14 protein-coding genes and 1 pseudogene are annotated in these 24,677 nt (G+C 67.7%); 3 read left to right on the top strand and 12 right to left on the bottom strand.

What is annotated here, in order from left to right; all coding sequences use genetic code 11:
* Window positions 1-49: 49 nt before the first annotated feature.
* From A9X01_RS15150 to glf, 11 genes are all read right to left on the bottom strand, one after another.
* Window positions 50-1,630: an acyl-CoA carboxylase subunit beta gene (locus A9X01_RS15150; protein WP_065121551.1), complete on the bottom strand. Its 1,581-nt coding sequence runs from the start codon at window positions 1,628-1,630 to the stop codon at window positions 50-52.
* 7 nt (window positions 1,631-1,637) lie between these two features.
* Window positions 1,638-7,058: a polyketide synthase Pks13 gene (gene pks13, locus A9X01_RS15145; RefSeq protein ID WP_065121550.1), complete on the bottom strand. Its 5,421-nt coding sequence runs from the start codon at window positions 7,056-7,058 to the stop codon at window positions 1,638-1,640.
* A 35-nt stretch (window positions 7,059-7,093) separates the two neighbouring features.
* Window positions 7,094-8,983, bottom strand: coding sequence for a long-chain-fatty-acid--AMP ligase FadD32 (fadD32, locus tag A9X01_RS15140; protein ID WP_065121549.1), 1,890 nt, complete (start codon window positions 8,981-8,983; stop codon window positions 7,094-7,096).
* Window positions 8,984-9,250: 267 nt separating this feature from the next.
* Complete coding sequence (culp6, locus tag A9X01_RS15135) at window positions 9,251-10,261, bottom strand: carboxylesterase Culp6 (RefSeq protein ID WP_065121548.1); 1,011 nt, start codon at window positions 10,259-10,261, stop codon at window positions 9,251-9,253.
* A 178-nt stretch (window positions 10,262-10,439) separates the two neighbouring features.
* Entirely contained in the window at window positions 10,440-11,351 is a 912-nt protein-coding gene (locus A9X01_RS15130; protein ID WP_081282401.1) for an esterase family protein, read from the bottom strand.
* Window positions 11,352-11,508: 157 nt separating this feature from the next.
* On the bottom strand, window positions 11,509-12,558 hold the full coding sequence (ag85A, locus tag A9X01_RS15125; RefSeq protein WP_065121546.1) for a diacylglycerol acyltransferase/mycolyltransferase Ag85A: 1,050 nt from the start codon (window positions 12,556-12,558) through the stop codon (window positions 11,509-11,511).
* Window positions 12,559-12,932: 374 nt separating this feature from the next.
* Window positions 12,933-14,867 carry a terminal beta-(1->2)-arabinofuranosyltransferase gene (aftB, locus tag A9X01_RS15120; RefSeq protein WP_065121557.1) on the bottom strand — a complete coding sequence of 645 codons (1,935 nt, stop codon included), beginning with the start codon at window positions 14,865-14,867 and terminating at the stop codon, window positions 12,933-12,935.
* A gap of 31 nt (window positions 14,868-14,898) precedes the next feature.
* Window positions 14,899-15,813 carry a decaprenyl-phosphate phosphoribosyltransferase gene (locus A9X01_RS15115; RefSeq protein ID WP_065121545.1) on the bottom strand — a complete coding sequence of 305 codons (915 nt, stop codon included), beginning with the start codon at window positions 15,811-15,813 and terminating at the stop codon, window positions 14,899-14,901.
* Window positions 15,813-16,349, bottom strand: coding sequence for a phosphatase PAP2 family protein (locus A9X01_RS15110; protein ID WP_065121544.1), 537 nt, complete (start codon window positions 16,347-16,349; stop codon window positions 15,813-15,815). Before A9X01_RS15110 ends, A9X01_RS15115 begins: the two co-directional genes overlap by 1 nt.
* Window positions 16,342-18,249 carry a glycosyltransferase gene (locus A9X01_RS15105; RefSeq protein WP_065121543.1) on the bottom strand — a complete coding sequence of 636 codons (1,908 nt, stop codon included), beginning with the start codon at window positions 18,247-18,249 and terminating at the stop codon, window positions 16,342-16,344. Before A9X01_RS15105 ends, A9X01_RS15110 begins: the two co-directional genes overlap by 8 nt.
* A complete protein-coding gene (gene glf, locus A9X01_RS15100; protein WP_065121542.1) occupies window positions 18,246-19,448 on the bottom strand; it encodes a UDP-galactopyranose mutase in 1,203 nt (400 codons plus the stop codon). Before glf ends, A9X01_RS15105 begins: the two co-directional genes overlap by 4 nt.
* 232 nt (window positions 19,449-19,680) lie before the next feature.
* On the opposite strand from glf, the gene A9X01_RS15095 reads away from it, so the two are divergent.
* From A9X01_RS15095 to A9X01_RS31375, 3 genes are all read left to right on the top strand, one after another.
* Window positions 19,681-20,754, top strand: coding sequence for a hypothetical protein (locus A9X01_RS15095; protein ID WP_065121541.1), 1,074 nt, complete (start codon window positions 19,681-19,683; stop codon window positions 20,752-20,754).
* A 146-nt stretch (window positions 20,755-20,900) separates the two neighbouring features.
* Entirely contained in the window at window positions 20,901-22,493 is a 1,593-nt protein-coding gene (locus tag A9X01_RS15090; RefSeq protein ID WP_065121540.1) for an LGFP repeat-containing protein, read from the top strand.
* A 22-nt stretch (window positions 22,494-22,515) separates the two neighbouring features.
* Window positions 22,516-24,432, top strand: coding sequence for a spermine/spermidine synthase domain-containing protein (locus A9X01_RS31375; protein ID WP_081282397.1), 1,917 nt, complete (start codon window positions 22,516-22,518; stop codon window positions 24,430-24,432).
* On the opposite strand, the pseudogene A9X01_RS15080 reads toward A9X01_RS31375, so the two are convergent.
* Window positions 24,429-24,677: pseudogene (locus tag A9X01_RS15080) on the bottom strand (HNH endonuclease signature motif containing protein); the annotation flags it as partial. The gene A9X01_RS31375 and the pseudogene A9X01_RS15080 sit on opposite strands and share 4 nt — an antisense overlap.

Genomic DNA, 24,677 nt, shown 5'->3' with positions numbered 1-24,677 from the left:
CGAATCCGGTACGGAGAGGGGGCTTTTGCGTCTGCTCGCGCCACAAACGCTAGATCGGGATCAGGCCGTGCTTACGCGCCAGTCGCGTCCAGTTCTGCTTGTCCCGCAAGATGTGCAGCGACCGGCGCAGCAGCAGCCGGGTCTCGTGCGGGTCAACCACCGCATCGATGAACCCGCGCTCGGCGGCTATCCACGGAATCGCCATGTTGAGGTTGTAGCCCTCGATGAAGTCCTTCTTGATCTGCTGCACCTCAGGCGCCGTCGGATCCGGGAAGCGCTTCACCAGCAGCTGTGCGGCCCCCTCCGCACCGATCACCGCGATGCGCGCGGTGGGCCAGGCGAAGTTGAAGTCGGCGGTCAGCTGCCGCGAGCCCATCACGGCGTACGCGCCGCCGTAGGACTTGCGGATGGTGATCGTCACCTTGGGCACGTCGGCCTCGACGACGGAGTACAGGAACCGCCCGCCGCGCTTGATGATGCCCCGCTTCTCCTCCTCGGCGCCGGGCAGGAACCCGGGTGTGTCCACCACGAACACCAGCGGAATCTGGAAGGAATCGCAGAACCTGATGAACCGCGCCGCCTTGTCGGAAGCTTCGTTGTCGATCGCCCCGGACATGTACATGGGCTGGTTGGCGATCACGCCCACCGGGCGCCCGTCCACCCGGGCGTACCCGGTGATGATGGCGGGCCCGTGCTGCGGCGCGACGTCCAGGAAGTCCCCGTCGTCGAAGATGCGCAGCAGGATCTCGTGCATGTCGTAGGCCGCATTGTCGGAGTCCGGCACGATCGTGTCGAGTTCGAGGTCGGTCGGGGTGATCTCCGGCTCCAGCCCGGGGTTGATGACCGGCGGCTTGCCGAAGCAGTTCGACGGCAGGAACGACAGGAACTCGCGTACGTACTGGAACGCCTCGGCTTCGGAGTTCACCACCTGGTGGATGTTGCCGTAGCGGGCCTGCGCGTCGGAGCCGCCGAGCTCGTCGAGGGTGACGTCCTCGCCGGTGACCTCACGGATCACGTCGGGGCCGGTGACGAAGAAGTAGCCCTGGTCGCGCACCGACACCAGCAGGTCGTCCTGGATCGGCGAATACACCGCTCCCCCGGCGCATTTGCCGAAGATCAGCGAGATCTGCGGCACCACGCCGGACAGCGCCTCGTGACGTTGACCCAACTCGGCGTACCAGGCGAGCGAGGTGACCGCGTCCTGGATGCGGGCGCCGCCGGAGTCCTGGATGCCGATGATCGGGCAGCCGACCATCGCGCACCACTCCATCAGCCGGGCGACCTTGCGGCCGAACATCTCGCCGACGGTGCCCTGGAAAACGGTCTGGTCGTGCGAGAACACCCCGACCGGACGGCCGTCGATCAGCGCGTGCCCGGTGACCACCCCGTCGCCGTACAGCGCGTTGGGGTCACCCGGCGTCTTGCACAGCGCGCCGATCTCGAAGAACGTGCCGGGGTCGACGAGCGCATGGACGCGGGCGCGGGCGCTCGGGATGCCCTTTTTCTCGCGTTTGGCGGCGGCCTTCTCACCGCCGGGCTCCTTGGCCAGCTCCAGACGAGCGCGCAGCTCGGCCAGCTTCTCGGCTGTCGAATGAACGACGGGAGCTGGATCTGGAGCTAATTCCGTCACTAGTCGCCTACCTCACCTGTTCCACTCTGTCCGGCTCACCCGAGATCTTGTCCAGCGCACGGCTCATGTGTTCGCCGACCTTGGCGATGATCGGCTCGTCGATGGCCTGGATGTGCTCGCCACCGATCGGCACGACCTCGAGGTCGGAAACGTACTCGCCCCAGCCGCCATCCGGCTTGCGGATGGCATACCGCGGCTCGAACATGATCGCGTCGTCATGGTATCGATCGGCCATGTAGAGCGTGACATGCCCATCGAAAGGCTGGATCTCGGCGGTGTCGATCGCGCGGTTGTCCAGGTACGACGTGCGTTGGTGCTCGATGATCCCGGCCGGGATCTGCACCCCGCTCTGGCTGACGGCGTCCAGCACGAACCGGACCTGGCCCTCGTCGTCGAGGGTCTCCAGGTGCTCGTACGGGATCTCCGGGATCGTGACGTTGAACGTCTTCTCCGCGAACTTCGCGTAGCGGTCCCAGCGCTTGCGGATCTCTTCCTTGGTCTGCGGGATCTCCTCGCCGGCACGCACCGCGTCGATCAGGCCGACCCAGCGGACGTCCTTGCCCTCCCGCTTCAACCCGATCGCGCAGGCGTACGCCAGCACCCCGCCCAGCGACCAGCCGGCCAGGATGTAGGGCCCGTCGCCCTGCATCTCGATGAGCTTCGGCACATACTGCGCGGCCCGCTCCTCGATCGACCCTTCGACCCGCTCGAAGCCGTACATCGGCACGTCCGGCGGCAGCCGTTTGAGCAGCGGCTCGTACACGACGGTGGATCCGCCGGCCGGGTGGAAGACGAAGACCGGGGGCCGGGAGCTGCCCTCCGGACGCGCCCGCAGCGTGCGGACGAACCCGTCGATGACGCCGGCCTCCAGGTACTGGCGGACCTTGTCGGCCAGCGCCTCGATGTTCGGCGAGCTCAGCACGTCCTCTGCGGTGATCGGTCCCTCGGCGCGCTCGGACAGCCGCTGCGCCATCTTCTCCGCCGTGGCCTCGTCCAGCTTCGGCAGCAGGTTGAAGATCCCGCCGGCTGACTTGCCCGTGACAATCGCCCACGTCGCGAACGTGACCCGTTCGGCGGCGTCGCGCGGCGGTACGTCAGAGTTGAGCGCTTGGGCGACCGCCTCCTGGTTGAGCGCCTCAGCGGCGCCCTTCAGATCCGGCGCCTTGTCGCCGGTGCCGTTGCTGTTGCCGTTGGCGCCCGACGGGCCCAGCGGGTTGGTCGGGGGCGGCGGAATCGGCACGTCCGACGGCGGCGGTGCCGCCTGCGTCTCCGGCTGTGCCGAAGGCGTCTGCGGCTCGGGCTGCGTCTGCGGCTCGGCCTGCGGGTCCGGCGCCGGCGCCACCAGGCTGGCCGGCGATGCACCGCTGAGCAATTCGGCCTGCGCCCGCGCGATCTCCTCGGTTGTCTGCGTCTTCTGGTACTCGTGCAGCTGCTGCACCTCGTCGCGGTGCTCGATCGCGTACTCGATCAGCTTCTCCACGGCATACAGGTTCGCGTCGCGCACCGCGGTCAGCTGGATCGGTGGCAGGTCGAAGTCGTACTCGACCCGGTTCTTGATCCGCACCGCCATCAGCGAGTCCAGGCCGAGCTCGATCAGCGGGACCTCCCACGGCAGGTCCTCGGGCTCGTAGCCCATGGCCGCGGCCACGATGGTGCCCAACCGCTCGGCGATGGTTTCGCCGGAATCCGGCGACCACCGGCCCACGTTCGAAGGCAGGTACCGGTTGGTCAGGCTGTCGGTGAGCGTCTCGGCGGCATCGTCCTGCTGAACCGGAGAGCCCGCCGTCTCGGTGACCGGACTGGCCGCCGAAACGGCGACCGCCGTGCCCGCGCCGACCGCCGCCGGCAGCACCGACTCGGTACCGCCCCGGGTCACCAGCGCGTCGTAGACCAGGGTGAACGATTCATCGATGCGGGCGTGCACCTGAACCGAGGCGCCGCCGGGATGACGCGTCAGCGTCGTCACCAACCGCGCGCCTTCGCCGGGCACCGCACGCTGCTCGGCCGCCGTCAACGTGGCGTCCGGCAGCACTTGCGTGGCGGCCGCCTTCACCAACGCGACCAGGTCGGCCTGGCCGTCCCGCGGTGCGTACTCCCAGACGTGCCGGCCGTCGGGCAGCGCGACATGGTTGCCGGGAATCATCACCGACGCGTCGCCGGAGAAGTGCACGGGCAGCCAGTGCTCCTTGCGCTTGAACCGGGTCGGCGGAATGTTCGCATAGTCCTCGGGACCAGAAGCCCGGGTGAACAGCGTCCGCACGTCCAGGTCGTGGCCGTGCACGTACAGCTGGGCCATCGCCGAGATCATCGACTCGACCTCGTCCTGCTTGCGGGCCAGCGTCGGGATCAGCTGCGCATCGTGCAGACCGGCCGACGCCGTGGTCAGCCCCACCTGCATCAACGCCACCGGGTTGGGCGCGAGCTCGAGGAAGGTGGTGTGCCCGCTGTCGACCGCGTTACGAATGCCGTGGGTGAAGTAGACGCTGTGCCGCAGCCCCTTCTTCCAGTAGTCCACGTCGTGGATCGGGTCGCTGCCGGGCTTGATGTAGCTGCCCTCGTGCACGGTCGAGTAGATGCCGCACGTCGGGCTCATCGGCTTGATGCCCTGCAGTTCGGCGGCGAGCTCACCGAGCAGCGGGTCCATCTGCTGGGTGTGGCTGGCGCCCTTGGTCTGGAACTTGCGAGCGAACTTGCCCTCGGACTCCGCCCTGGCGATGATCGCGTCCACCTGGTCGGGTGGGCCGCCGATCACGGTCTGGGTGGGTGCGGCGTAGACGCACACCTCCAGGTCGGGGAAGTCGGAGAACACCGTCTTGATCTCGTCGGCGGAGTACTCCACCAGCGCCATCAACCGGATGTACTCACCGAACAGCATCGCCTCGCCCTCGCCCATCAGGTGCGAACGCGAGCAGATGGTGCGGGTGGCGTCCCGCAGCGACAGGCCGCCGGCGAAGTACGCCGACGCGGCCTCACCCAGCGATTGCCCGACGACCGCCGCGGGCTTGGCGCCGTGGTGCTTGAGCAACTCGCCCAGCGCGATCTGGATCGCGAAGATGGTGACCTGCGTGGTCTCGATGCCGTAGTCCTGCGAGTCGTCCAGGATCAGTTCGAGCACGGAGTAGCCCAGCTCGTCCTGGATCAGCGCGTCGACCTTCTCGATCCACTCGGCGAAGACCTCGTTGCGCAGATACAGGCTCTTGCCCATCTTGCGGTGCTGCGCACCAAACCCGGCCAGCACCCACACCGGGCCGTTGGTCACTGGCCCGTCGGCGCTGAAGACGTTGGGTCGTTGCTTGCCTTCGGCGATCGCGCGCAGGCCCTTGATGGCCTCCTCGTGGTCGCGGGCCAGCACCACCGCGCGGGAACGGCCGTGGTTGCGCCGCGACAGCGACCGACCGATCGACTCCAAAGACGACGCCTGGCCTTCGGGACTCTCCATCCAGTCCGCCAGTTCGGCGGCGGCGGCCTTCTTGCGCGAAGTCAAAAACGCCGACACCGCCAACGGGATCACCGGGGCCGGAAGCTCCTGCGTGGCAAGCTCTTCCAACGCCGCCGCCTTGAGCGCCAGGGCCTCCTCGGTGATGCCGGGCAGTTCCGGCTCATCCTCGGCGGCGGCCACCGGGGCGTCGTCGGTGATGATCTCGCCGTACTCGTCGAAGCGCAGCGAGTGGCCCTGAGGTTCGGCCAGGTCGCCGCCGGCCGACACCACCGCGGCTTGCGGGGAGGTCTCGGGCTCCGGCTGCTTCTCGATGACATCGCGCGGCAATACCTCACGCACGACCAAGTGCGCGTTGGCGCCACCGAACCCGAAGCTGGACACACCGGCCAGCGCGTAGCCGCCGTAGCGCGGCCAGTCGGTGGGCTGGTCGATCACCTTCAGACGCGTGGCCTCGAAGTCGATGTAGGGGCTCGGGCCGGCGAAGTTGATCGACGGTGGCAGCTTGTTGTGCTGCAGCGCCAGCACCACCTTGGCCATGCTGGCCACACCCGCGGCCGACTCCAGGTGGCCGATGTTGGTCTTGATCGCGCCCAGCAGCGCCGGCCGATCGGCCGGACGGCCCTTGCCGACGACCCGGCCCAGCGCCTCGGCCTCGATCGGGTCACCCAGGATGGTGCCGGTGCCGTGCGCCTCGATGTAGTCGACGGTGCGCGGGTCGATGCCGGCGTCCTTGTAGGCCCGGCGCAGCACATCGGCCTGCGCGTCCTGGTTGGGGGCGATCAGGCCGTTGGAGCGGCCGTCGTGGTTGACCGCGCTGCCGGCGATGACGGCCAGGATCTGGTCGCCGTCGCGGCGGGCATCGTCAACCCGCTTGAGCACCACCATGCCGGCGCCCTCGGAACGGGTGTAGCCGTCGGCGTCGGCGGAGAACGACTTGATCCGGCCGTCCGGGGACAGCACCGCGCCGATCTCGTCGAAGCCCAGCGTGACGGCCGGCGTCACCAGGGCGTTGACGCCACCGGCGATCGCCACGTCGGCCTCGCCGTTGCGCAGCGCCTGCACGGCCTGGTGCATCGCCACCAGGGAACTCGAGCACGCGGTGTCGACCATGACCGACGGCCCGCGGAAGTCGTAGAAGTAGGACACCCGGTTGGCGATGACCGCGCCCGAGTTACCGGTGATCGCGTAGGGGTGCGCGACGGTCGGGTCGGAGATCGCCAGGAATCCGTAGTCGTTGTTGGTGACACCGACGAACACGCCGACCGACTCACCGCGCAGGCTGGACGCCGGGATCCGGGCGTTTTCCAGCGCCTCCCAAGTGAGCTCCAGCGCCATCCGCTGTTGCGGGTCGATGTTGTCGGCCTCGGTCTTGGCCACCGCGAAGAACTCGGAGTCGAAGCCCTTGATGTCCTTGAGGTAGCCGCCGCGGGTGCGGGCTTTGGCCACCCGCTCGGCCAGTCGGGGCTCCTCGAGGAATTCCGACCAGCGGCCCTCGGGCAGGTCGGTGATCGCGTCCCGACCCTCCATCAGCGCCTGCCAGGTCTCCTCCGGGGAGTTCATGTCGCCCGGGAAGCGGGTGGAAAGGCCGACGATCGCGATGTCGACCCGCTCGGCTGGACCGTTGCGGGTCCAGTCGGCGTCATCGGAGTCGTCATCGGCCGTCTCCGGCTCGCCCTCGATGATGCGGGTGGCGAGCGACTCGATGGTCGGGTGCTGGAACGCGACCGCGACCGACAGGGTGACTCCGGTCAGGTCTTCGATGTCGGCCGCCATCGCCACCGCGTCACGCGACGCCAGGCCGAGCTCGACCATGGGTACCGACTCGTCGATGTCGTCGGGAGATTTCCCGACCGCCTTGCCGACCCAGTTGCGCAGCCATTGCCGCATTTCGGGCACCGTCATGTTGGTCTTCACCGTCATGTCGGTCTTCTTGGCGGGCTCGGCGCTTGTGGCGGGCAGGTTCTCCTGGGAATCGCTGATGTCAGACATTGATTACCTTTAGTTCTGCGCTTTTGGTTCTGCGCTCAGTTGTTGGCGGCGAACGCCGTCGGCGAGCCAACGCCACTGCGCAGGCTGCCGTCGATGTAGGCCGCGCGGCAGGCGCGCCGGCCGATCTTGCCGCTGGAGGTTCGGGGGATGGAGCCGGCCTGGACCAGCAGCACGTCGCGCACGGTCACCCCGTGCCCGACGGCGATGGCGGCGCGGATGTCGTCGGCGATCGGCTGGTACTCGAGCTTGTGCGTACCGGCCGCCCGCTCCCCGACGATCACCAACTGCTCGGAGGTGTCCTCGGGGTCGAACTTCAGGCCGGCGTGCGGGTCGTCGAACACCTTCTGCGGCAGCTGGTTGGCCGGCACCGAGAACGCCGCCACGTAGCCCACCCGCAGCGCCTTGGTGGATTCCTGCGCGGTGTACTCGAGGTCCTGCGGGTAGTGGTTGCGGCCGTCGATGATGACGAGGTCCTTGATCCGACCCGCGATATAGAGGTGGCCGTCGTGGTAGGTGCCGTAGTCACCGGTGCGCACCCACAGTCCGTCGTCGGGGGCTCCCTCGGCGTGCGACTCGTTGACCCGCGACTTCAGGATGTTCTTGAAGACGTTGGCCGTTTCCTCTTCCTTGCCCCAGTAGCCGATACCCAGGTTGTTGCCGTGCAGCCAGATCTCACCGATCTGCCCGTCCGGCAACTCGCTGGCGGTGTCCGGGTCCACGATGACCGCCCACTCGTCGACGCCGATCTTGCCGGCGGAAACCTGCGCGACGGCCTTGGGCGAGTCGGCGGGCACCTGCACGAAGCGCTGCTTGTTCAGTTCGTCGCGGTCGACGTGAATGACCGTGGGGGTCGCGTCGGGCGCGGTGGTCGAGACGAACAGCGTCGCCTCGGCCAACCCGTAGGAGGGCTTGATCGCGGTTTCGGGCAGACCGTAGGGCTCGAAAGCCTTGAAGAACTTGCGCATGGACGCCGGCGACACCGGCTCGCTGCCGTTGAGGATGCCCTTGACGTTGCTCAGGTCCAGTGGCGGCTCGTCGTCGCGGGGCAGGCCGCGCACCGCGGCGTGCTCGAAGGCGAAGTTCGGGGCGGCGGAGAAGGTGCCGCCGGTCTCCCCCGGCTTGCGCGCCAACTCACGGATCCAACGGCCGGGCCGGCGCACGAACGCGGCCGGGGTCATAAAGGTGAAGCTCTGGCCGAGGACCGACGTCAGCAGCACCGTGATCAGCCCCATGTCGTGGAAGAACGGCAGCCAGCTGACGCCGCGGTCGCCTTCGGCGCCCTCCAGCGCGTTGAGCACCTGCAGCACGTTGGTGGGCAGGTTCAGGTGGGTGATCTGCACACCGGTCGGGGTGCGGGTGGATCCGGAGGTGTACTGCAGGTAGGCGATCGTGTTCTCGTCGGCGTCGGGCTCCACCCAGGTCTGGGCGACCTCGTTGGGCACCGCGTCGACGGCGATCACGCGGGGCCGTTCCTTGACCGAGCGGGCCCGGATGAACTTGCGCACGCCCTCGGCGGACTCGGTGGTGGTCAGGATGGTCGACGGCGTGCAGTCGTCGAGCACCGCGTGCAACCGGCCGACGTGGCCCGGCTCGGACGGGTCGAACAACGGCACGGCGATCCGGCCGGAGTACAGCGCGCCGAAGAAGGAGACCATGTAGTCCAGGTTCTGCGGGCAAAGAATGGCGATCCGGTCACCCGGCTGGGTGACCTGCTGCAGCCGGGCACCGACCGCGCGGTTGCGGGCACTGAACTCCGACCAGAGGATGTCGCGTTCGATACCGTCGCGCTCGGTGGAGAAGTCCAGGAACCGGTACGCCAACTTGTCGCCACGCACCTTCGCCCATTTCTCGACGTGCCGGACCAGGTTGGTGTTGGACGGAAACCTGATCTTTCCGTTCACGATGAACGGGTTGTGGTACGCCATGTCGCCCTCTCTGTTAAAAGCTCTCTAGGTGTCGGCCAAGCCGACGGAAGTTCTACGCGCGGCTTGGCCCCGACCAGCGCCTGTCTTCGAACGGCGCGTGTCTCAGCCAACTTCGACCCAAGCGGGTCAACCACATCCTCTTAATTTTCTCTTAATGTTAAGGGGCCGCGAGCGGCAGACCAAATCACAAGGTACGCCTGATCGCGTGACTTACCGCCGCACGAGCGGTGTGTCTAATAGCCCAGCTAGATAATCCAGCTACAGAGCTCACCCGTGTTTGGGATGTGGAGCCTTGTCCAGCACGCCCTGCGCCCAGTTCAGCGTCCACTGGGTAGCGGACTGGCCGTCCGAACTCCAGAAGTCCGTCGTGGCGTACAGCGCGTGGATGGGCTGTCCCGCGCCCCCCGCGAGGGTATTCAGCGTGGTGGGAAGGTTGGCGGGACTGAACGCCTCCTTAGGGGCGGCACAGATCAGATCGCCTTCGGCGCAGATTTCGTTGGTGCGGCCGTTGAGGTCGCCGAAGCCGCCCGGACGGGACCCGGTCATGGTCAGGCCGAGGCCGGCGAGCACGGGAACCTCGTGCAGCGTGATCTCCGCGCCCACGCCCGGCGGCGTCGGGGGAATGTTGTTACCGACCCCCTCTTCACGCCGCCCGTCAGCGATCAACGTCACACCCAGAACCAGGTCCTCGTCCACCGGACCGCGCCCATTGCCGATGTCGCTGGCGACGTCACCGGCGATCACGGCACCCTGCGAGAAGCCGATGATGACGTAACTCGTCAACGGGCACTTGTTGTTCATGTCGGTGATCGCCTTGACCGTCGCGCGGGTGCCCTCGGCGCGGCTGTCGTTGTAGCTCATCTGCCCGTCGGCGGACAGCGGATTCCGGAACTGGGCGGTGTAGGGAACGGTGTACGTCTGCACCCGGCCGCCACCGAACTGCTGGCTGATCGGTCCGGTCACGTTGAGCAACAGGGCCCGCGGGAACTGCGTCGGGTTCAGCGGGTCGTCGGTAGGCCAGGATTCCCAGGTGCCGGGAACGGAGACCAACTGCACGTCCGGGCAGGAGGCGTCCTGGGAAGCCGGACGCGGTTTCTTCGGGTGGGAGCTGGTCGGCCCCGTCGGCAGCACGCCCGGCGGCACCGCGCTGGGCGGCACGTCCTGGTGGCGCAGCAGCATCACTCCGCCGATGATGACCAGCGCGACCACCAAGGCCAGCGAGCCGGCCGCCAGCCAGGCCAGGCGTCGGTGGCGTTTACGACGGGCGTTGTTGGCCATGTTCTCCCGCTAACAGTGTCCGGATGGGGGCAAGTGGTCTGCACAAAGATGCGGGAGCGCCACTTCGCGCCCTGACTCACCTCAATACACGGTACCGGCCCGTCAGGGCACTCCCGCGGATTCTCAGCCGGCCCTCAGGGTGCCGGCGTCAGGTCGGATGTCGGGTCGAATCCGCGGGCTAGCGAATCGCGCCGACGATGTCGCCGGACATCGCGCCGAGTTGCCCGGCCCACGAGCCCCAGCCGTTGTCACCGCCGCCCGGGAAGTCGAAGTGGCCGTTGTGGCCGCCGACCTCGCGGTAGTGCTGGTAGAAGTTGCGGCTGGTGCCCATCGCCGCGTCCTGAGCTCCGAGCATGGCGGCGGGATTGCTGGCACCCCCCGCGGTCGGGCTCCAGACCCACACCCGGGTGTTGTTCTGCGCCAGCAGCGCCTCGTGCACCCACGGGTCGTGCCACTTCCAACGGCCCAGCTGCGGGGCGCCCCACATGCCGTTGCCGTCCACGCCGCCGAACTGCTGCAGCCCGGCCAGGATCGCGCCGTTGGTGAAGGTTTCCGACGGGTACAGGAACCCGGACAGCGAGCCGGCGAAGCCGAAGCGGTCGGGGTGGAAGGCGGCCAGCGCCATCGCGCCGTACCCACCCTGGGAAGCGCCGACCACGCCGTGCCCGCCGGGCGCCAGCCCCTTGTTGGCCGCCAGCCAGTCAGGCAGCTCGCTGGACAGGAACGTGTCCCACTGCTTGCTGCCGTCCTGCTCCCAGTTGGTGTACATGCTGAAGGCACCACCGGCCGGCGCCACCACCGAAATTCCCTTGCCGGCAAGGGTGTTCATCGCGTTGCCCGCGGTGACCCAGTTGCTGACGTCCGGCGCCGCGTCGGCCGCGTCCAGCAGGTACACGGCGTGCGGTCCGCCGGCCAGGAACGCCACCGGGATGTCGCGGCCCATCGCTCCCGAGGGCACCATCAGGGTTTCGTACGGGGCCGCCTTGGCGTGACCCGCGAGACCAAGTGACCCCCCGGCCGCCAGCCCAGCGAAGGCGACTGCCAGCACGGCAACGCCGAGCAGTCGTACCAGCACCGACAGACCCCTCATGTGCACCTCCATGGTGTTTCGCCGCGCAGCGCATCCTGCCCGCAAGGTAGCTAACCACACCTGTATCGGCGGGATAAAGGGGAGCTGACAAGCCGATAACAAACGGCGGCGACCCGAGTGGGTCGCCGCCGTTTGCAGCGGTTCTTACGCCTGTGGTTTAGGTGCCAGTGCCGGTGCCCTGGTTCACCCCGACCTGAGCAGCGGTCGCGGGACCGGCGCCCGGGGTCGCACCCAGCGTGCTCTGCAGGTCACCCTTCATGGCGTTCAGCTGCGAGCCCCAGTACGGCCAGTCGTGCGTGCCGTTGGCGTCGAAGTTGAACACCGCGTTGTGGCCACCGGCCGCGTTGTAGGCGTCCTGGAACTTGATGTTGCTGGTGCGCACGAAGCCTTCCAGGAACTTGGCGGGCAGGTTGTCGCCACCGAGGTCCGACGGCTTACCGTTACCGCAGTAGATCCAGATGCGGGTGTTGTTCGCGACCAGCCGGCTGACCTGAAGCGACGGGTCGTTGCGCTGCCACGCCGGGTCTTCCTTCGGGCCCCACATGTCGGAGGCCTTGTAGCCACCGGCGTCACCCATGGCCAAGCCAATCAACGACGGCCCCATGCCCTGGGACGGGTCCAGCAGCGCCGACAGCGAGCCGGCGTAGACGAACTGGTCGGGGTGGTAGGCGGCCAGGATCAGCGCCGACGAACCGGCCATCGACAGACCGACGGCAGCGCTGCCGGTCGGCTTGACCTGCTTGTTGCTCGCCAGGTAGGCCGGGAGCTCGCTGGTCAGGAAGGTCTCCCACTTGTACGTGGTGCAGCCGGCCTTACCGCAGGCCGGGTTGTACCAGTCGCTGTAGAAGCTGGACTGGCCACCGACGGGCATGACCACCGAGATGCCCGACTGGTTGTACCACTCGAACGCCGGTGTGTTGATGTCCCAGCCGTTGAAGTCGTCCTGTGCACGCATGCCGTCGAGCAGGTACAGCGCGGGCGAGTTGGCTCCACCGCTCTGGAACTGGATCTTGATGCTGCGTCCCATTGCCGCCGACGGCACCTGCAGGTACTCCACCGGAAGGCCCGGACGCGAGAACGCACTCGCGGTCGCCGAGCCGCCGACGAAACCGACCACACTCGCCAGCAGGGCCGCACCAACGGCTCCCACGGCGAGACGGCGCGGCATCCCCGTCAGGGCACCACGAAACCTGTCAACAAGCTTCATCCTTGCTTCCTCATCCTCATCCTTTTGGGCGCATCCTTGCGCATCGCTGTGCTTGGAGGGCGCGTCCCGATTTGGGTCAGACTGCACGCACGCGGCGCTGCAGTGCTCGTGTAGTCAACCACACGATGCCCCAACCGCTCTTCTCCAGGAGGTCGCTGGCGGCGTTATCCGGGCGTGATCCGGGCCCGTTTACGAGGCCGAAAGCGGGTCTCGCATCGGCATTTCCGCATGTGCCCACCGCCGGGTGCACGCAGGTGAAGGCCAGATGTGATGTTGCTGCCAGTCTCATGGCAGTACCAGAATCGGTGTCGGGACCGCGTCGCGGAAAAAAATATTTGCAAGTGCGTCGAACGGACGCCGATTTCGCCCGGCGCTCATTCCCGCGGCGGGGACGGTGGGACGTGCGGAACCGGCAGTCCACAGCGGGCGAGTTCGTACCGCGGCACCCGATCGATCCGGTACTGCGTGAACTCGAACGAGTGCAGCAGGTTGGAGAGGAAGCGGCGCGGCGTCATCGGCGCCCGGACCGAGTTCAGCACCGCGCGGGTGCCGGGGCACTGCAGCGCCGCCTCCGCCTCGGCCACCCACTGCTGATCGAGGTAAGCGGGGATGCCCGGCGGCCACTTCACCCAGGGCCCGTCGGCAACCACCCAGTCGGGGAACAGATTCTTGTCGTGGCCGATCCGCCCGTGCTTGAGCCGTTCGGTGTGCGCGGCCAGCGGGTTGGCCAACCCGATCTGATCCAGTACCCGGACGTCCAGGCCCACGTTCATGCCCAGCATGCCGAGGTTGGTGAAGAACACCGCGTGTTGCGGCTTTTGGGTGGCCGGAACCCCGGGCGAGCTGCCGGGCGGAATCATCGGCACCAGGTCCCACTGGGTGTAATTGCCCGACGGCAGCAGCAGCGCCCCGTCCGGGGTGTTGTTCAGGGCCACCAGGACGGCGGCCATGCGCGGGTAGTCGAGGTAGTCGGCGGCCGTCAGCGGATGCGCGCGGCCGGTGGCCTGGGCGTAGAAGCGGCGCTCGTCGACGATCCCGGAGTAGGTGACGTGGGTGGCGTCGTCGCCGAGGCCCGGCGAGTTCGCCGCCCACAACGACCAGCCGGCGACACCCAGCCAGAGCACGCTGACCGCGCCGGCCACCCAGTAGCCGGTCTCGCGCGAGAAGTCCTTCCCGTCGGGAATCGCCACGGGGATCACCGCCACCGGTGCCAGCAAACAGAACAGCGGCGTCAGCAGCACCCGGCCATGCATGAAGTCGCCGCCCTGGCGGATCCAGTACAACGCCTGCAGCAAGCCGCTGCCGACCATGAAGATCACCACTGCGGCCGGACTCTGCACCGCGCGGGCCACCCGTCCGTAATCCGGCGCGAGCGCCGGCCGCATGAACGAAGGCCTGCGCCGCGCCGCCATCAGCACGATTCCCAACGGCACCAGCAGGACGACGGGCACCCACAGCGCGTAGGGCCGGTTGAAGTTCGACAGATAGATCAGGCCCTGTGACCACTTGTCTCCGGCGGCGTCCTTGGCCAGCGCGGTCCCCGGCACCAACAGTCCGTAATAGCCCATCCGGAAGATCTGGTAGGCCACCGGCAGCAGGCCGCCGGCCAGCACGATCAAACCCCGCCGTCGCCAGCTGCGCGCGGCGATCATCATCATGACCAACGCCGCCCCACCGATCAGCGCCAGCTCCGGACGCACCAGCACGCTGCAGCCCGCGACGAAGGCCAGCGCGACGATGAACCACCGGCTCTCCGGGCGCACCCGAAGCGGCTGCGCCCAGCAAACCATCATCCACCACAGCAGCCCGAGATAAGCCATCACCAGCCCGCTCTCGAGCCCGGACGTCGCGAAGTCGCGGGCGGGCGGGACGGCGATGTAGACCAGCGCCCCGGCCGGCAACATGATCGCCCGGCGGCCGCGCAGGCTGGGAGCAAACAACCGGGCGGTGCCCAGCATCAGCAGCACCACGCCCAGCACGGACAGCGTCAGGGCAACGGCCAGGGCCACGTATTCCAAGCGCAGCGGGCCGCCCACCCAGCTGGCCACGTACAGCAGATAGGTCCAGACCGTAGAGGTGTTGGCCTCCACCCGCTCCCCGGCATTGAACACCGGACCGTTGCCGGCCAACAGGTTTCGCACCGTGCGTAGCACGATCAATCCGTCGTCGGCGATCCAGCGGCGTTGCCAGGCACCCCACCCGAACAGCACGGCGACCACCGCCACGCTGACCCATAGGCTCACTCGAACGCTCAGATCGAAGGGAAAGACCGGCCACTTGACCCGCCGCGCCGGCGCCCGGCGCGCCAGCGCCGCCTGCTGTAGCGCTTTGAACTTTTCGCTAGCCGAAAGCAACAGCAGCACCAACTGTTGCGATCCACGCCAGCGCCAGCATTTGCAGAACCCGGTCGCGCAGCGCGATGTCCTCGGGCTCTCCGGCCAGCCCGCCGTCGACGTCCACCGCGTACCGCAGGATCGCGATGGTGAACGGAATCATCGACACCGCGAACCAGGATCCGTTGCGGCCGTCGCGTTCGAAGGCCCACAGCCCGTAGCACAACACCACCGCGGTGGCCGACAGCGTCCATACGAAACGTAAGTAGGTGCTGGTGTAACTCTCCAACGACTTGCGGATGGCCGCGCCGGTGCGCTCGGCCAGTTGCAGCTCGGCGTAGCGCTTGCCGGCCACCATGAACAGCGACCCGAATGCCGCCGTCAACAGGAACCATTTGGACAGGTAGATGTTCGTGGCAGCACCGCCCGCGATGGCGCGGATCAGATACGCCGACGACACGATGCAGATGTCCATCACCGCTTGGTGTTTGAGGCCGAAGCAGTAGCCCAGCTGCATGCCCAGATAGACGGCCATCACCACGGCCAGATTGGGCGTCAGCCAGAAGGCCAGCACCAGCGAACCGACGCCGAGGGCCACGGCCAACGCGTACGCCAGCCATTCAGGCACGACGCCGGCCGCGATCGGCCGGAACCTCTTGGTCGGATGTTCACGGTCCGCTTCGACGTCGCGCGCGTCGTTGACCAGATACACCGCCGACGCGGCGAGGCTGAACACCACGAACGCCACGGTGACCTGGAACGCCAATTTCTTGTAGTCGTAGGGGTCGGGGCCGCCCAACGCGGCCAACGGCGCGGCGAGCACCAGCACGTTTTTCACCCACTGCCGCGGGCGGATCGCCTTGATCACCCCGGCGACCAGGTTCCCCGGCGGTCCAGCAACCTTCGTCGCGTCGTCGCTCATCACACCCACCTCTTTCGAGCCGCGCTGTCAACCCGAACGGCTAGTCCGGCGACCCCGGCGCCGAGCGCGACACCCGCGGCCACGTCGCTCGGATAGTGCACGCCCAGCAATATTCGCGACAGCGCCATCGGCGGGACCAACAGCGCTGGCAGCGGCAGGCCGGTCACCCGGCCGAGCAGGATCGCCGCGGCCGTCGTGGAAGTTGCGTGCGCCGACGGGAAGCTGAGCCGGCTGGGCGTGCCGACATTCACCGCGACGGCCGGGTGGTGCGGCCGTTCACGCCGTACCACCCGCTTGACGAGGACGGCGGCCGCGTGGGCGGCGAAGGCGCCGCCGCCGGCCAGGATCCACTCCCGGCGGCGGCTCGGGGACAGAATCGCCCCGAGCAGTGCCACCACCAGCCACCCGAGGCTGTGCTCGCCGAAGTGCGACATCGCGCGGGTGACGGCCAGCGCCCCGGGACGGTCGGCCAGCGCCGACTGAACGGCCACCATCGCGGCAACCTCGCCGCGCGGTGACTCCGCGGTATCAGCCATGTCTGGGCTCTTGGCTGGCTGCCGCGCCGCTGGGAAGCAGCACCGTCTCCCACTTCTGCTTGCTGGACAGCACCGGCAACGCTTCGCGGTAGACCCGGCGCATCTCATCGAACCGGCGGGCCAGCTTGCGCTGCCGGCGGATCGACTGGAACAGCAGCGAGAGCATCTTGGCCCGGTCACGCTGCCGGTAGACCACGCCGCACCCGTCGGCGGTGGTGACGGTGACGCCGTCGACCGTGCACAGCCGGAACCAGCGGGCGTCCTGGGTGGGCACGTTGTACTCGGGCCGCACGTGGTGCGCCGGGTCGGCTGCCTTCATGTTGTGCAGGATCCCCCGGGCCAGCCGGTAGCTGATGGTCACCGGGTTCACCGGTGGCTTCATCTCCCGGGTCATGTTCAGCGGCGCGGGTAGTTCGCTGGCCGCCGGCAGCACCACCGCGTCCGGGTAGGCCTTGCGCAGCCGGTGTACCTCGGGCAGCGCCGATTCCAGGATCGAGAAGATGTGCTCCGGCCCCGCCAGGAAGTCGTCGATGGCCCGGTTCTGGATCTCCACCGTCGAATATTCAAGACAGGCAAGGTGTTTCAGTGTCGCCTTGAGGTGGCTGCGGACCAGGCCGGAGATGTCACCATCCCAGTGCATGGCCGCGACCACCAGCCGGTTGCGCAGGTGAAAGTAGGCCTGCCAGTCGATGGCGTCGTCCTTGTCGCTCCACGCCATGTGCCAGATTGCCGCACCGGGCAGCGTGACGGTCGGGTAGCCGTGCTCGGCGGCCCGCAGCCCGTAATCGGCGTCGTCCCACTTGATGAACAACGGCAGCGGCTGGCCCAGCTCCTCGGCAACCTGCCGCGGGATCATGCAGGTCCACCAGCCGTTGTAGTCGACGTCGATGCGCCGGTGCAGCAGCTTGCTCTTGTCCTCGTTGTCGCTGAGCGGGTACTCGGCGAAATCGTGGTCGTATTCGGTGTGCGGCGCGGCGGTCCACATGAAGTTCGCCCGGTTCACCACTTCGCCCATGATGTGCAGGTGCGAGGGCTCCTGCAGGTTCAGCATCTGGCCGCCGACGAGCATCGGGCTCTTGGCGAACCGGCTCATCGCCAGCACCCGCAGAATCGAGTCCGGCTCGATGCGGATGTCGTCATCCATGAACAGGATCTGTTGGCAGTCGGTGTTTTTCAGCGCCTCGTACATCACCCGGCTGTAGCCGCCGGAACCGCCCAGGTTGGGCTGGTCGTGAATGGACAGGCGGGCACCGAGTTTCGACGCCGCCGCCGGGAAGTTCGGGTGGTCACGCACCTTGCGGGTGCCCTGATCGGGCACGATCACCGCGCCGATCACCTCGTCCACCAGCGGATCCGCGGTGAGCTCGGACAGCGCGTTGGCGCAGTCCGACGGCCGGTTGAACGTCGGGATCCCGACGGCGATGTTGGCCGTGCCCGGGGCCGGCATCGGCGCATACCAGCCGCCGCTGACCAGGGTGACCCTGGTGTCGGTGGTGATGTCGAACCAGATCCAGCCGCCGTCCTCGAACGGCCGCAGTCCCACCTCTATTTCCAGCACCTGGGGCTGGTCCTCGCTGCCGGCGAATTCGCGACCTTCGATGAAGATCCGCGCCCCGGTGGCCTTGGTCCGGTAGAGGTCGACGCGTCCGGTTCCGACGAGTTCGACGCGCAGCACCACGGCGGGGCAGATCGACCAGCGCCGCCAGTAGCTGGCCGGGAACGCGTTGAAGTACGTCGCAAACGACACCTCGGACTCGGCGCCGATCTCGAGCGACGTGCGGCTGGTCGCGTGCGCGCGACGGGCGTTGGTGGTGGACTCCTCGAGGTAGAGCTTGCGGACGTCGAGCGGCTCACCCGGCCGCGGCAGGATGATGCGCGACAGCAGGCTCACGGCACTCATTTGGCGCCTTCTTCGATCAGCGGGGCGCCGTCTCGCAGATGCGGCGCAAGGACGTTGTCGTACATGCTCAAAGCGCTGGCAATGGCCATATGCATATCCAGATATTGATAGGTGCCCAAGCGTCCGCCGAACAGCACCTTCGAAGACGCCGTCTCGGACTTCGCCCTGGCACGATAGGCGGCCAACAGGGCGCGGTCGGCCTCGGTATTGATCGGATAGTAGGGCTCGTCGTCGTCATCGGCGAACCGGGAGTACTCGCGCATGATGACCGTCTTGTCGGTCGGGTAATCGCGCTCGAGGTGGAAGTGACGGAACTCGTGGATGCGGGTGTAGGGGACGTCGGGATCGTTGTAGTTCATCACCGGCGTGCCCTGGAAGTCGCCGATCGGCAGCACTTCCACCTCGAAATCGAGTGTGCGCCAGCCGAGTCGGCCTTCGGCGTAGTCGAAGTAGCGGTCTAGCGGCCCGGTGTAGACAACCGGGGCGTCCGGGTTGGCGGCGCGCAGTTCGTCACGGACGTCGAACCAGTCGGTGTTCAGCCTGACCTCGATGCGGTCGTCGGCGGCCATGTTCTGCAACCACGCCGTGTAACCCGCGGCCGGCAGGCCCTCGTAGGTGTCGCTGAAGTAGCGGTTGTCGAAGGTGTAGCGCACCGGCAACCGGGTGATGTTCGACGCCGGCAGCTCCTTCGGATCGGTCTGCCACTGCTTGGCGGTGTAGCCCTTCACGAACGCCTCGTAGAGCGGCCGGCCGATCAACGAGATGGCCTTCTCTTCGAGGTTCTGCGCGTCGGCGGTGTCGATCTCGGACGCCTGCTCGGCGATGAGCTTGCGGGCTTCCTCGGGACTGAAATAACGGCCGAAGAACTGCGACACCAGGCCTAACCCCATCGGGAACTGGTAGGCCTGCCCGTTGTGCATCGCGAACACCCGGTGCCGGTAGTCGGTGAACTCGGTGAACTGACGCACGTAGTCCCACACCTTCTTATTGGAGGTGTGGAACAGGTGGGCCCCGTACTTGTGGACCTCGATCCCGGTCTGCGGTTCGGGTTCTGAATAGGCGTTACCGCCGATGTGCGGGCGCCGGTCGACAACGAGAACCCGCTTGTCGAGTTGGGTAGCCACGCGCTCGGCAATCGTCAGGCCGAAAAATCCGGAGCCGACGACATAGAGGTCATAGCGACCTGAAGGAGAAGTCATCGGTTGCCTAGGGTATCGGACCTCGCAGCCAAAACCCGATTTGGCGGGCGGGGGGCTCCCGGTTTTCCCAGGTATCAGAGGATACGAGGCCAGACGTCGGTCGAACGTCACACCTGTGAACCACTCACCTCACGATTCGGTCTCGCCACTCTAGTCACAGCATTCTCACTCGTACCATCGGTCGTGTGGGTCTAAGACCCGACTCCACATAATCCAGATTGAGGAGACTTCCGTGCCGAACCGACGCCGACGCAAGCTCTCGAAGACCATGAGCGCGGTCGCCGCCCTGGCCGTCGCAAGTCCGTGTGCCTACTTCCTTGTTTACGAGTCGACCGCCGACAACAAACCGGTGGAACACCACGAGTTCAAGCGGGCGGCGAACGTCGCCGACCTGCCCAGCGAACTGATCGGCGCCCTCTCGCAGGGGTTGTCCCAGTTCGGGGTGAACCTGCCCCCGGTTCCCGCGCTCGGCGGCACCAGTGCCGCCAGCACCGGGCTGGGTACCACCGGCCTGGGAACCACCCCGGGCCTGGCCAGTCCCGGCCTCGGCGGGGGTGGCCTGACCAGTCCCGGCCTGACCAGCCCCGGCCTGTCGCCCAGCACCGCTCTGACGCCCAGCACGCCCGGGTCGTTGGCGCTGCCCGGTACCACGCTGCCGGCGCCGACCGCGGCGACCGGCACGGGTGTCAACCCGGCGCTGACCAGCCCCACCGGCGTGGCGCCAGGCCTGAGCAGCCCGTCGGCGCTGAGCCCGGCGACCGGCACCGGCGAGGTTCCGATCACCACGCCGGTCGGCCTGGACCCGGGCGCGGATGGCACCTACCCGATCCTTGGTGACACCTCTGGTCTGGGCGGTGGCGGCGGCCTGACTCCGCTCAGCCCGGTCGGCTCGGGCGGCGGCGGTGGCGGTGGCGGCGGCGGTCTGGTCAACGACCTGATGCAAGCGGCCAACCAGCTGGGCGCCAGCCAGGCGATCGATCTGCTCAAGGGTCTGGTGATGCCGGCGATCATGCAGGGCGTCCAGGGTGGTGCCGCAGGAGCCCCGGCCGGTGCGGCGCCCGCGCTGCCCGGTGTTCCGGCAATACCCGGCGCACCGGCGCTGCCCGCTGCCGGTGCCGCGTTGCCGGCCGCCGGTGCGGCACTGCCCGCAGCCGGTGCGGCACTGCCCGCAGCCGCCGGCGCTGCGGCTGCGCCAGCCGTGCCTGCCGTGCCAGGCATTCCCGCGGCGGCCGCACTGCCGGCAGCCGCTCCGGCGGCGCCGGCGGCAGTGCCCGCGGCGATCGTGCCGGAAGCTCCGCCCGTCTAAACCCTACGAACCTGTCACTGGACGGCACCGCGGAGTTCCTCTGCGGTGCCGTCGACAGGTTTTCGCCCCCCGTACCCGTGTCGCCTCATATGAAACACCAGACACACACGTAACATCGCCTGGTGCCCCGCGGTCGCGCTCCGACGATGCTGCTCACTGCCGCCTTGGCGACGGTTGTCATCGTGACCTGGGTATTGATGCGTCCCCCGACCGGACCGCAACCGCCCGCGGCGGCGCGCGACACCCAGCTGAGCGAACGGCCGCTCATCGGCCTGGGTGGCGGCGTGACCGTGCGCGAGCTCACCCAGGACACCCCGTTCTCGCTGGTCGCGTTGACCGGAGACCTGGCCGGCTCCTCCACTAGGGTGCGCGCCAAGCGGCCCGACGGGTCGTGGGGTCCCTGGTATCAGACCGAGTTCCAGACGTCGGCGCCCAACGGCGCCGGAGCCACCGGGGACCCGCGCAGCACCGACCCCGTTTTCGTCGGCACCACCACCGCGGTGCAGATCGCGGTGACCCGGCCGGTGGATGCGCCCGTAACCCAGTCGCCGCCCACCCCGGGCGCGCCCGGCTTGGGCTATCGACCGGTGACCAAGGAGCAACCGTTCGGCCAGAACATCAACGCAATACTCATCTCACCGCCGCGGGCACCCGCGGAAACCCACTGGACGCCGCCTACCGGCGTCAACATGCCGGGCCAGGCACCGCCGATCATCAGCCGCGCGGAATGGGGCGCTGACGAATCGTTGCGGTGCGGCAGCCCGCAGTATGACCGCTCCGTGCGCGCCGCCGTGGTCCACCACACGGCCGGCAGCAACGACTACTCGCCGCTGGAATCGGCCGGCATCGTCAAGGCGATCTACACCTACCACAGCAAAACGCTGGGCTGGTGCGACATCGCCTACAACGCGTTGGTCGACAAATACGGGCAGGTCTTCGAGGGCAGTGCCGGCGGACTGACGAAGCCGGTGGAGGCCTTCCACACCGGTGGGTTCAACCAGGACACCTGGGGTGTGGCGATGCTCGGCAACTTCGACGACGTGGCGCCCACCCCGTTACAGCTCCGCGCCGTCGGCCGACTGCTGGGCTGGCGGCTGGGCATCGCCGACGTCGACCCCAAAAGCACCGTGGAATTGGTGTCGGCCGGCAGCTCTTACACCACCTATCCCAGCGGCGCCGTCGCGAAGCTGCCGACCATCTTCACCCACCGCGATGTCGGCAACACCGACTGCCCCGGCAATGCCGCCTATGCGTTGATGGACGAGATCAGAGACATTGCAGCGCATTTCAACGATCCGCCAGAAGAACTGATCAAGGCGCTGGAAGGTGGTGCGATCTACCAGCACTGGCAGGCCATCGGCGGGATGACCAGCGCGTTGGGCGCTCCGACCTCACCCGAGGCCGAGGGCGCGAACGGCTCGCGGTTCGCAACGTTCGCCAAGGGCGCCATGTACTGGTCGCCCGAGACCGGCGCCCAGCCGGTCGGGGGCGCCATCTACGACGCCTGGGCGGCGCAGAGCTACGAACGCGGACCGCTGGGGCTACCCACCAGCGCAGAAATCCACGAACCACTGCGCATCACCCAGAACTTTCAGCACGGGGTCCTGAACTTCGAACTCCTCACCGGCAACATGACCGAGGTCATGGACGGCATCACGACACCGCTCGCCACCCAGCCGCCGAGTGGTCCGGAAGTGCCGCCCGAGCACTTCTCGCTGCCGGCTCATCCGCCGAACTGAACCGGCCGCTAATCTGCGACGTGTGCCGGAGACGCCCTATCTGAGGATCGATCTCGATCGGGTACGCGAAAATTTCCATACGCTGCGGGCCGCGCTGCCGGGTGCGCAGATTCGCTACGCGGTCAAGGCGAATCCGGCCGAGCCGGTGCTGCGCTTGCTCGCCGCCGAGGGGGCCGAATTCGATGTCGCATCTTTGGGCGAGGTCGACGCCTGCGCCGCGGCCAGTATCGACGGCGGGCGGTTGACCTTCGGCAATACCGTCAAGAAACCTGTGGCGGTGGCGCGCGCATATGCGTCCGGGGTGCGGCGGTTCGTCTTCGACACTGCGCACGATGTGGCTGTGCTGGCCGAGCATGCTCCCGGCGCGAGCGTGGAATGCCGGGTGGCGCCGGAGTTTCCGGCATCGGTCACTCCGTTTGGGCACAAGTTCGGCTGCGCGCCGGAAGAGGCTTCTGGGCTGTTGCGCCAGGCTCGGCAGCTGGGACTAAGTCCGGAGGGAGTGTGTTTTCATGTCGGATCGCAACAGCTGGACCCGAGCGCGTGGGAACTGGGGATCCGCAGTGCTGCAGAGATATTCGATGTCTACGGCGAGCTGCCCACGCTGAACGTCGGGGGTGGGTTCCCGCTGCCGTATGCGATTGGAGCGCCATCCCTGACGGTGGTGACCGACACCATCACGTCGGCGCTGGACCGATATTTCGGCTCTCGCCCACCACAATTGGTGATCGAGCCGGGACGGGTGATCGTGGGCTCTGCCGGGTGGATCGAGTGTGAGGTGGTGTCGGTGCGCACCGGCACCGACGGCCGCCGCTGGGTGTATCTCGACATCGGCCGCTATGGGGGAATGGCGGAGACCGAGAACGAGTACATCAGGTATCCGTTACGCACCCAACGTGACGGTGATGCCGTCGGAGACGCGGTGGTCGCCGGTCCAACGTGCGACGGGGACGACGTGCTCTACCGCAGCTATCCGCTGCCGGTCACGCTGCGGCCGGGGGACTCCGTCCGGATCGAGGACGCCGGCGCCTACACGGCGAGTTACGCATCCGTCGACTTCAACGGATTCCCGCCGTTGGCAACGTATTTCATGCCAGCCGTTGGCAGCGGGCGGACGATCGTGGAACCGCTGGCTCCGGGACTCACCCGGAACTGGTGGCTCTCGGAGGTCATCTGTGACGTGCGGACCGAGTACCAGCAGCTGGTGATCGGCCGGACCTCGCAGGGCATCGCGTTGTTCAGCGACGGCGAACGGCAGAGCACGGAGTTCAGCCAGCTGGTCTATCACGAGGCCCTGCTTGTTCCGGCGCTGCTGCTGGCCGAGCGGATCGAGCGGGTGCTGATCATCGGCTCCGGCGAGGGCGTGGTGAGTCAGCTCGCGGTTGCGGCCGGAGCCACCCACGTCGACCACGTCGACATCGACCGTGACGCGGTCCGGCTCTGCGCGCAACACCTGCCCTACGGCTACACGGTGGACGAATTGCGCGGAGCCGAACAAGGACTCGGACCGGTCACGGTGCACTACCGCGACGGCTGGGACTTCGTCGAGCACTGCCCCGAGACCTACGACATTGTGGTCATCGATCTGCCCGACGAACGCGCCGAGACAGCTCAGCACAACCGCCTGTATGATGCCGGCTTCTTGGAACGATGCCGCGGGATCGGCCAGGTGGTGGTCGACCAGGCCGGCTGCCCAACGCTATGGCGGAATGAAACGTTGCGACGGTCCTGGCGCCGGTTCCACGAAACCTTCCCTGCCGTGGTCTATTTCGGCAGCGACGAGCACGAGTGGGCGTTCTTGTCCGGTCTCGCCGGCGACCTACCCGATGACCTGGTGGCTCTGATGTCGGCGCGGCTGACGACGCTGCCGTACCGGCCGCGCACCATTGACGCCGCCGCGCTGGCGGCGTGCACCGTCCCGCCGAAGGCCCTGCGCGGCTAGGGATCATCGTCGTCGTCATCCGCGAAGAGTGTCTCCGGGTGGTGGAAGGTGTTGATGCGTGGTTGGCCGTGGTCGAGGTGGGCGGGTGGGAGCCATTCGGTGTGGCCGCGGGTGTTTTTGCGGGTGGTCCAGCCTTTTTCGGCCAGTTTGTTGTCGGGTCCGCACGCCAGGGTGAGGTCGGTGATGTCGGTGCGCCCGGTGGTGGTCCAGCCGGTGACGTGGTGGACCTCGCTGTGGTAGGCGGG

The sequence above is a fragment of the Mycobacterium asiaticum genome, from assembly GCF_001668675.1.
GTDB classification, from domain to species: Bacteria; Actinomycetota; Actinomycetes; order Mycobacteriales; family Mycobacteriaceae; genus Mycobacterium; species Mycobacterium asiaticum_D.
The sequence above is the reverse complement of the archived record's forward strand: the minus strand, read 5'-3'. Positions and strand labels throughout refer to the sequence as shown.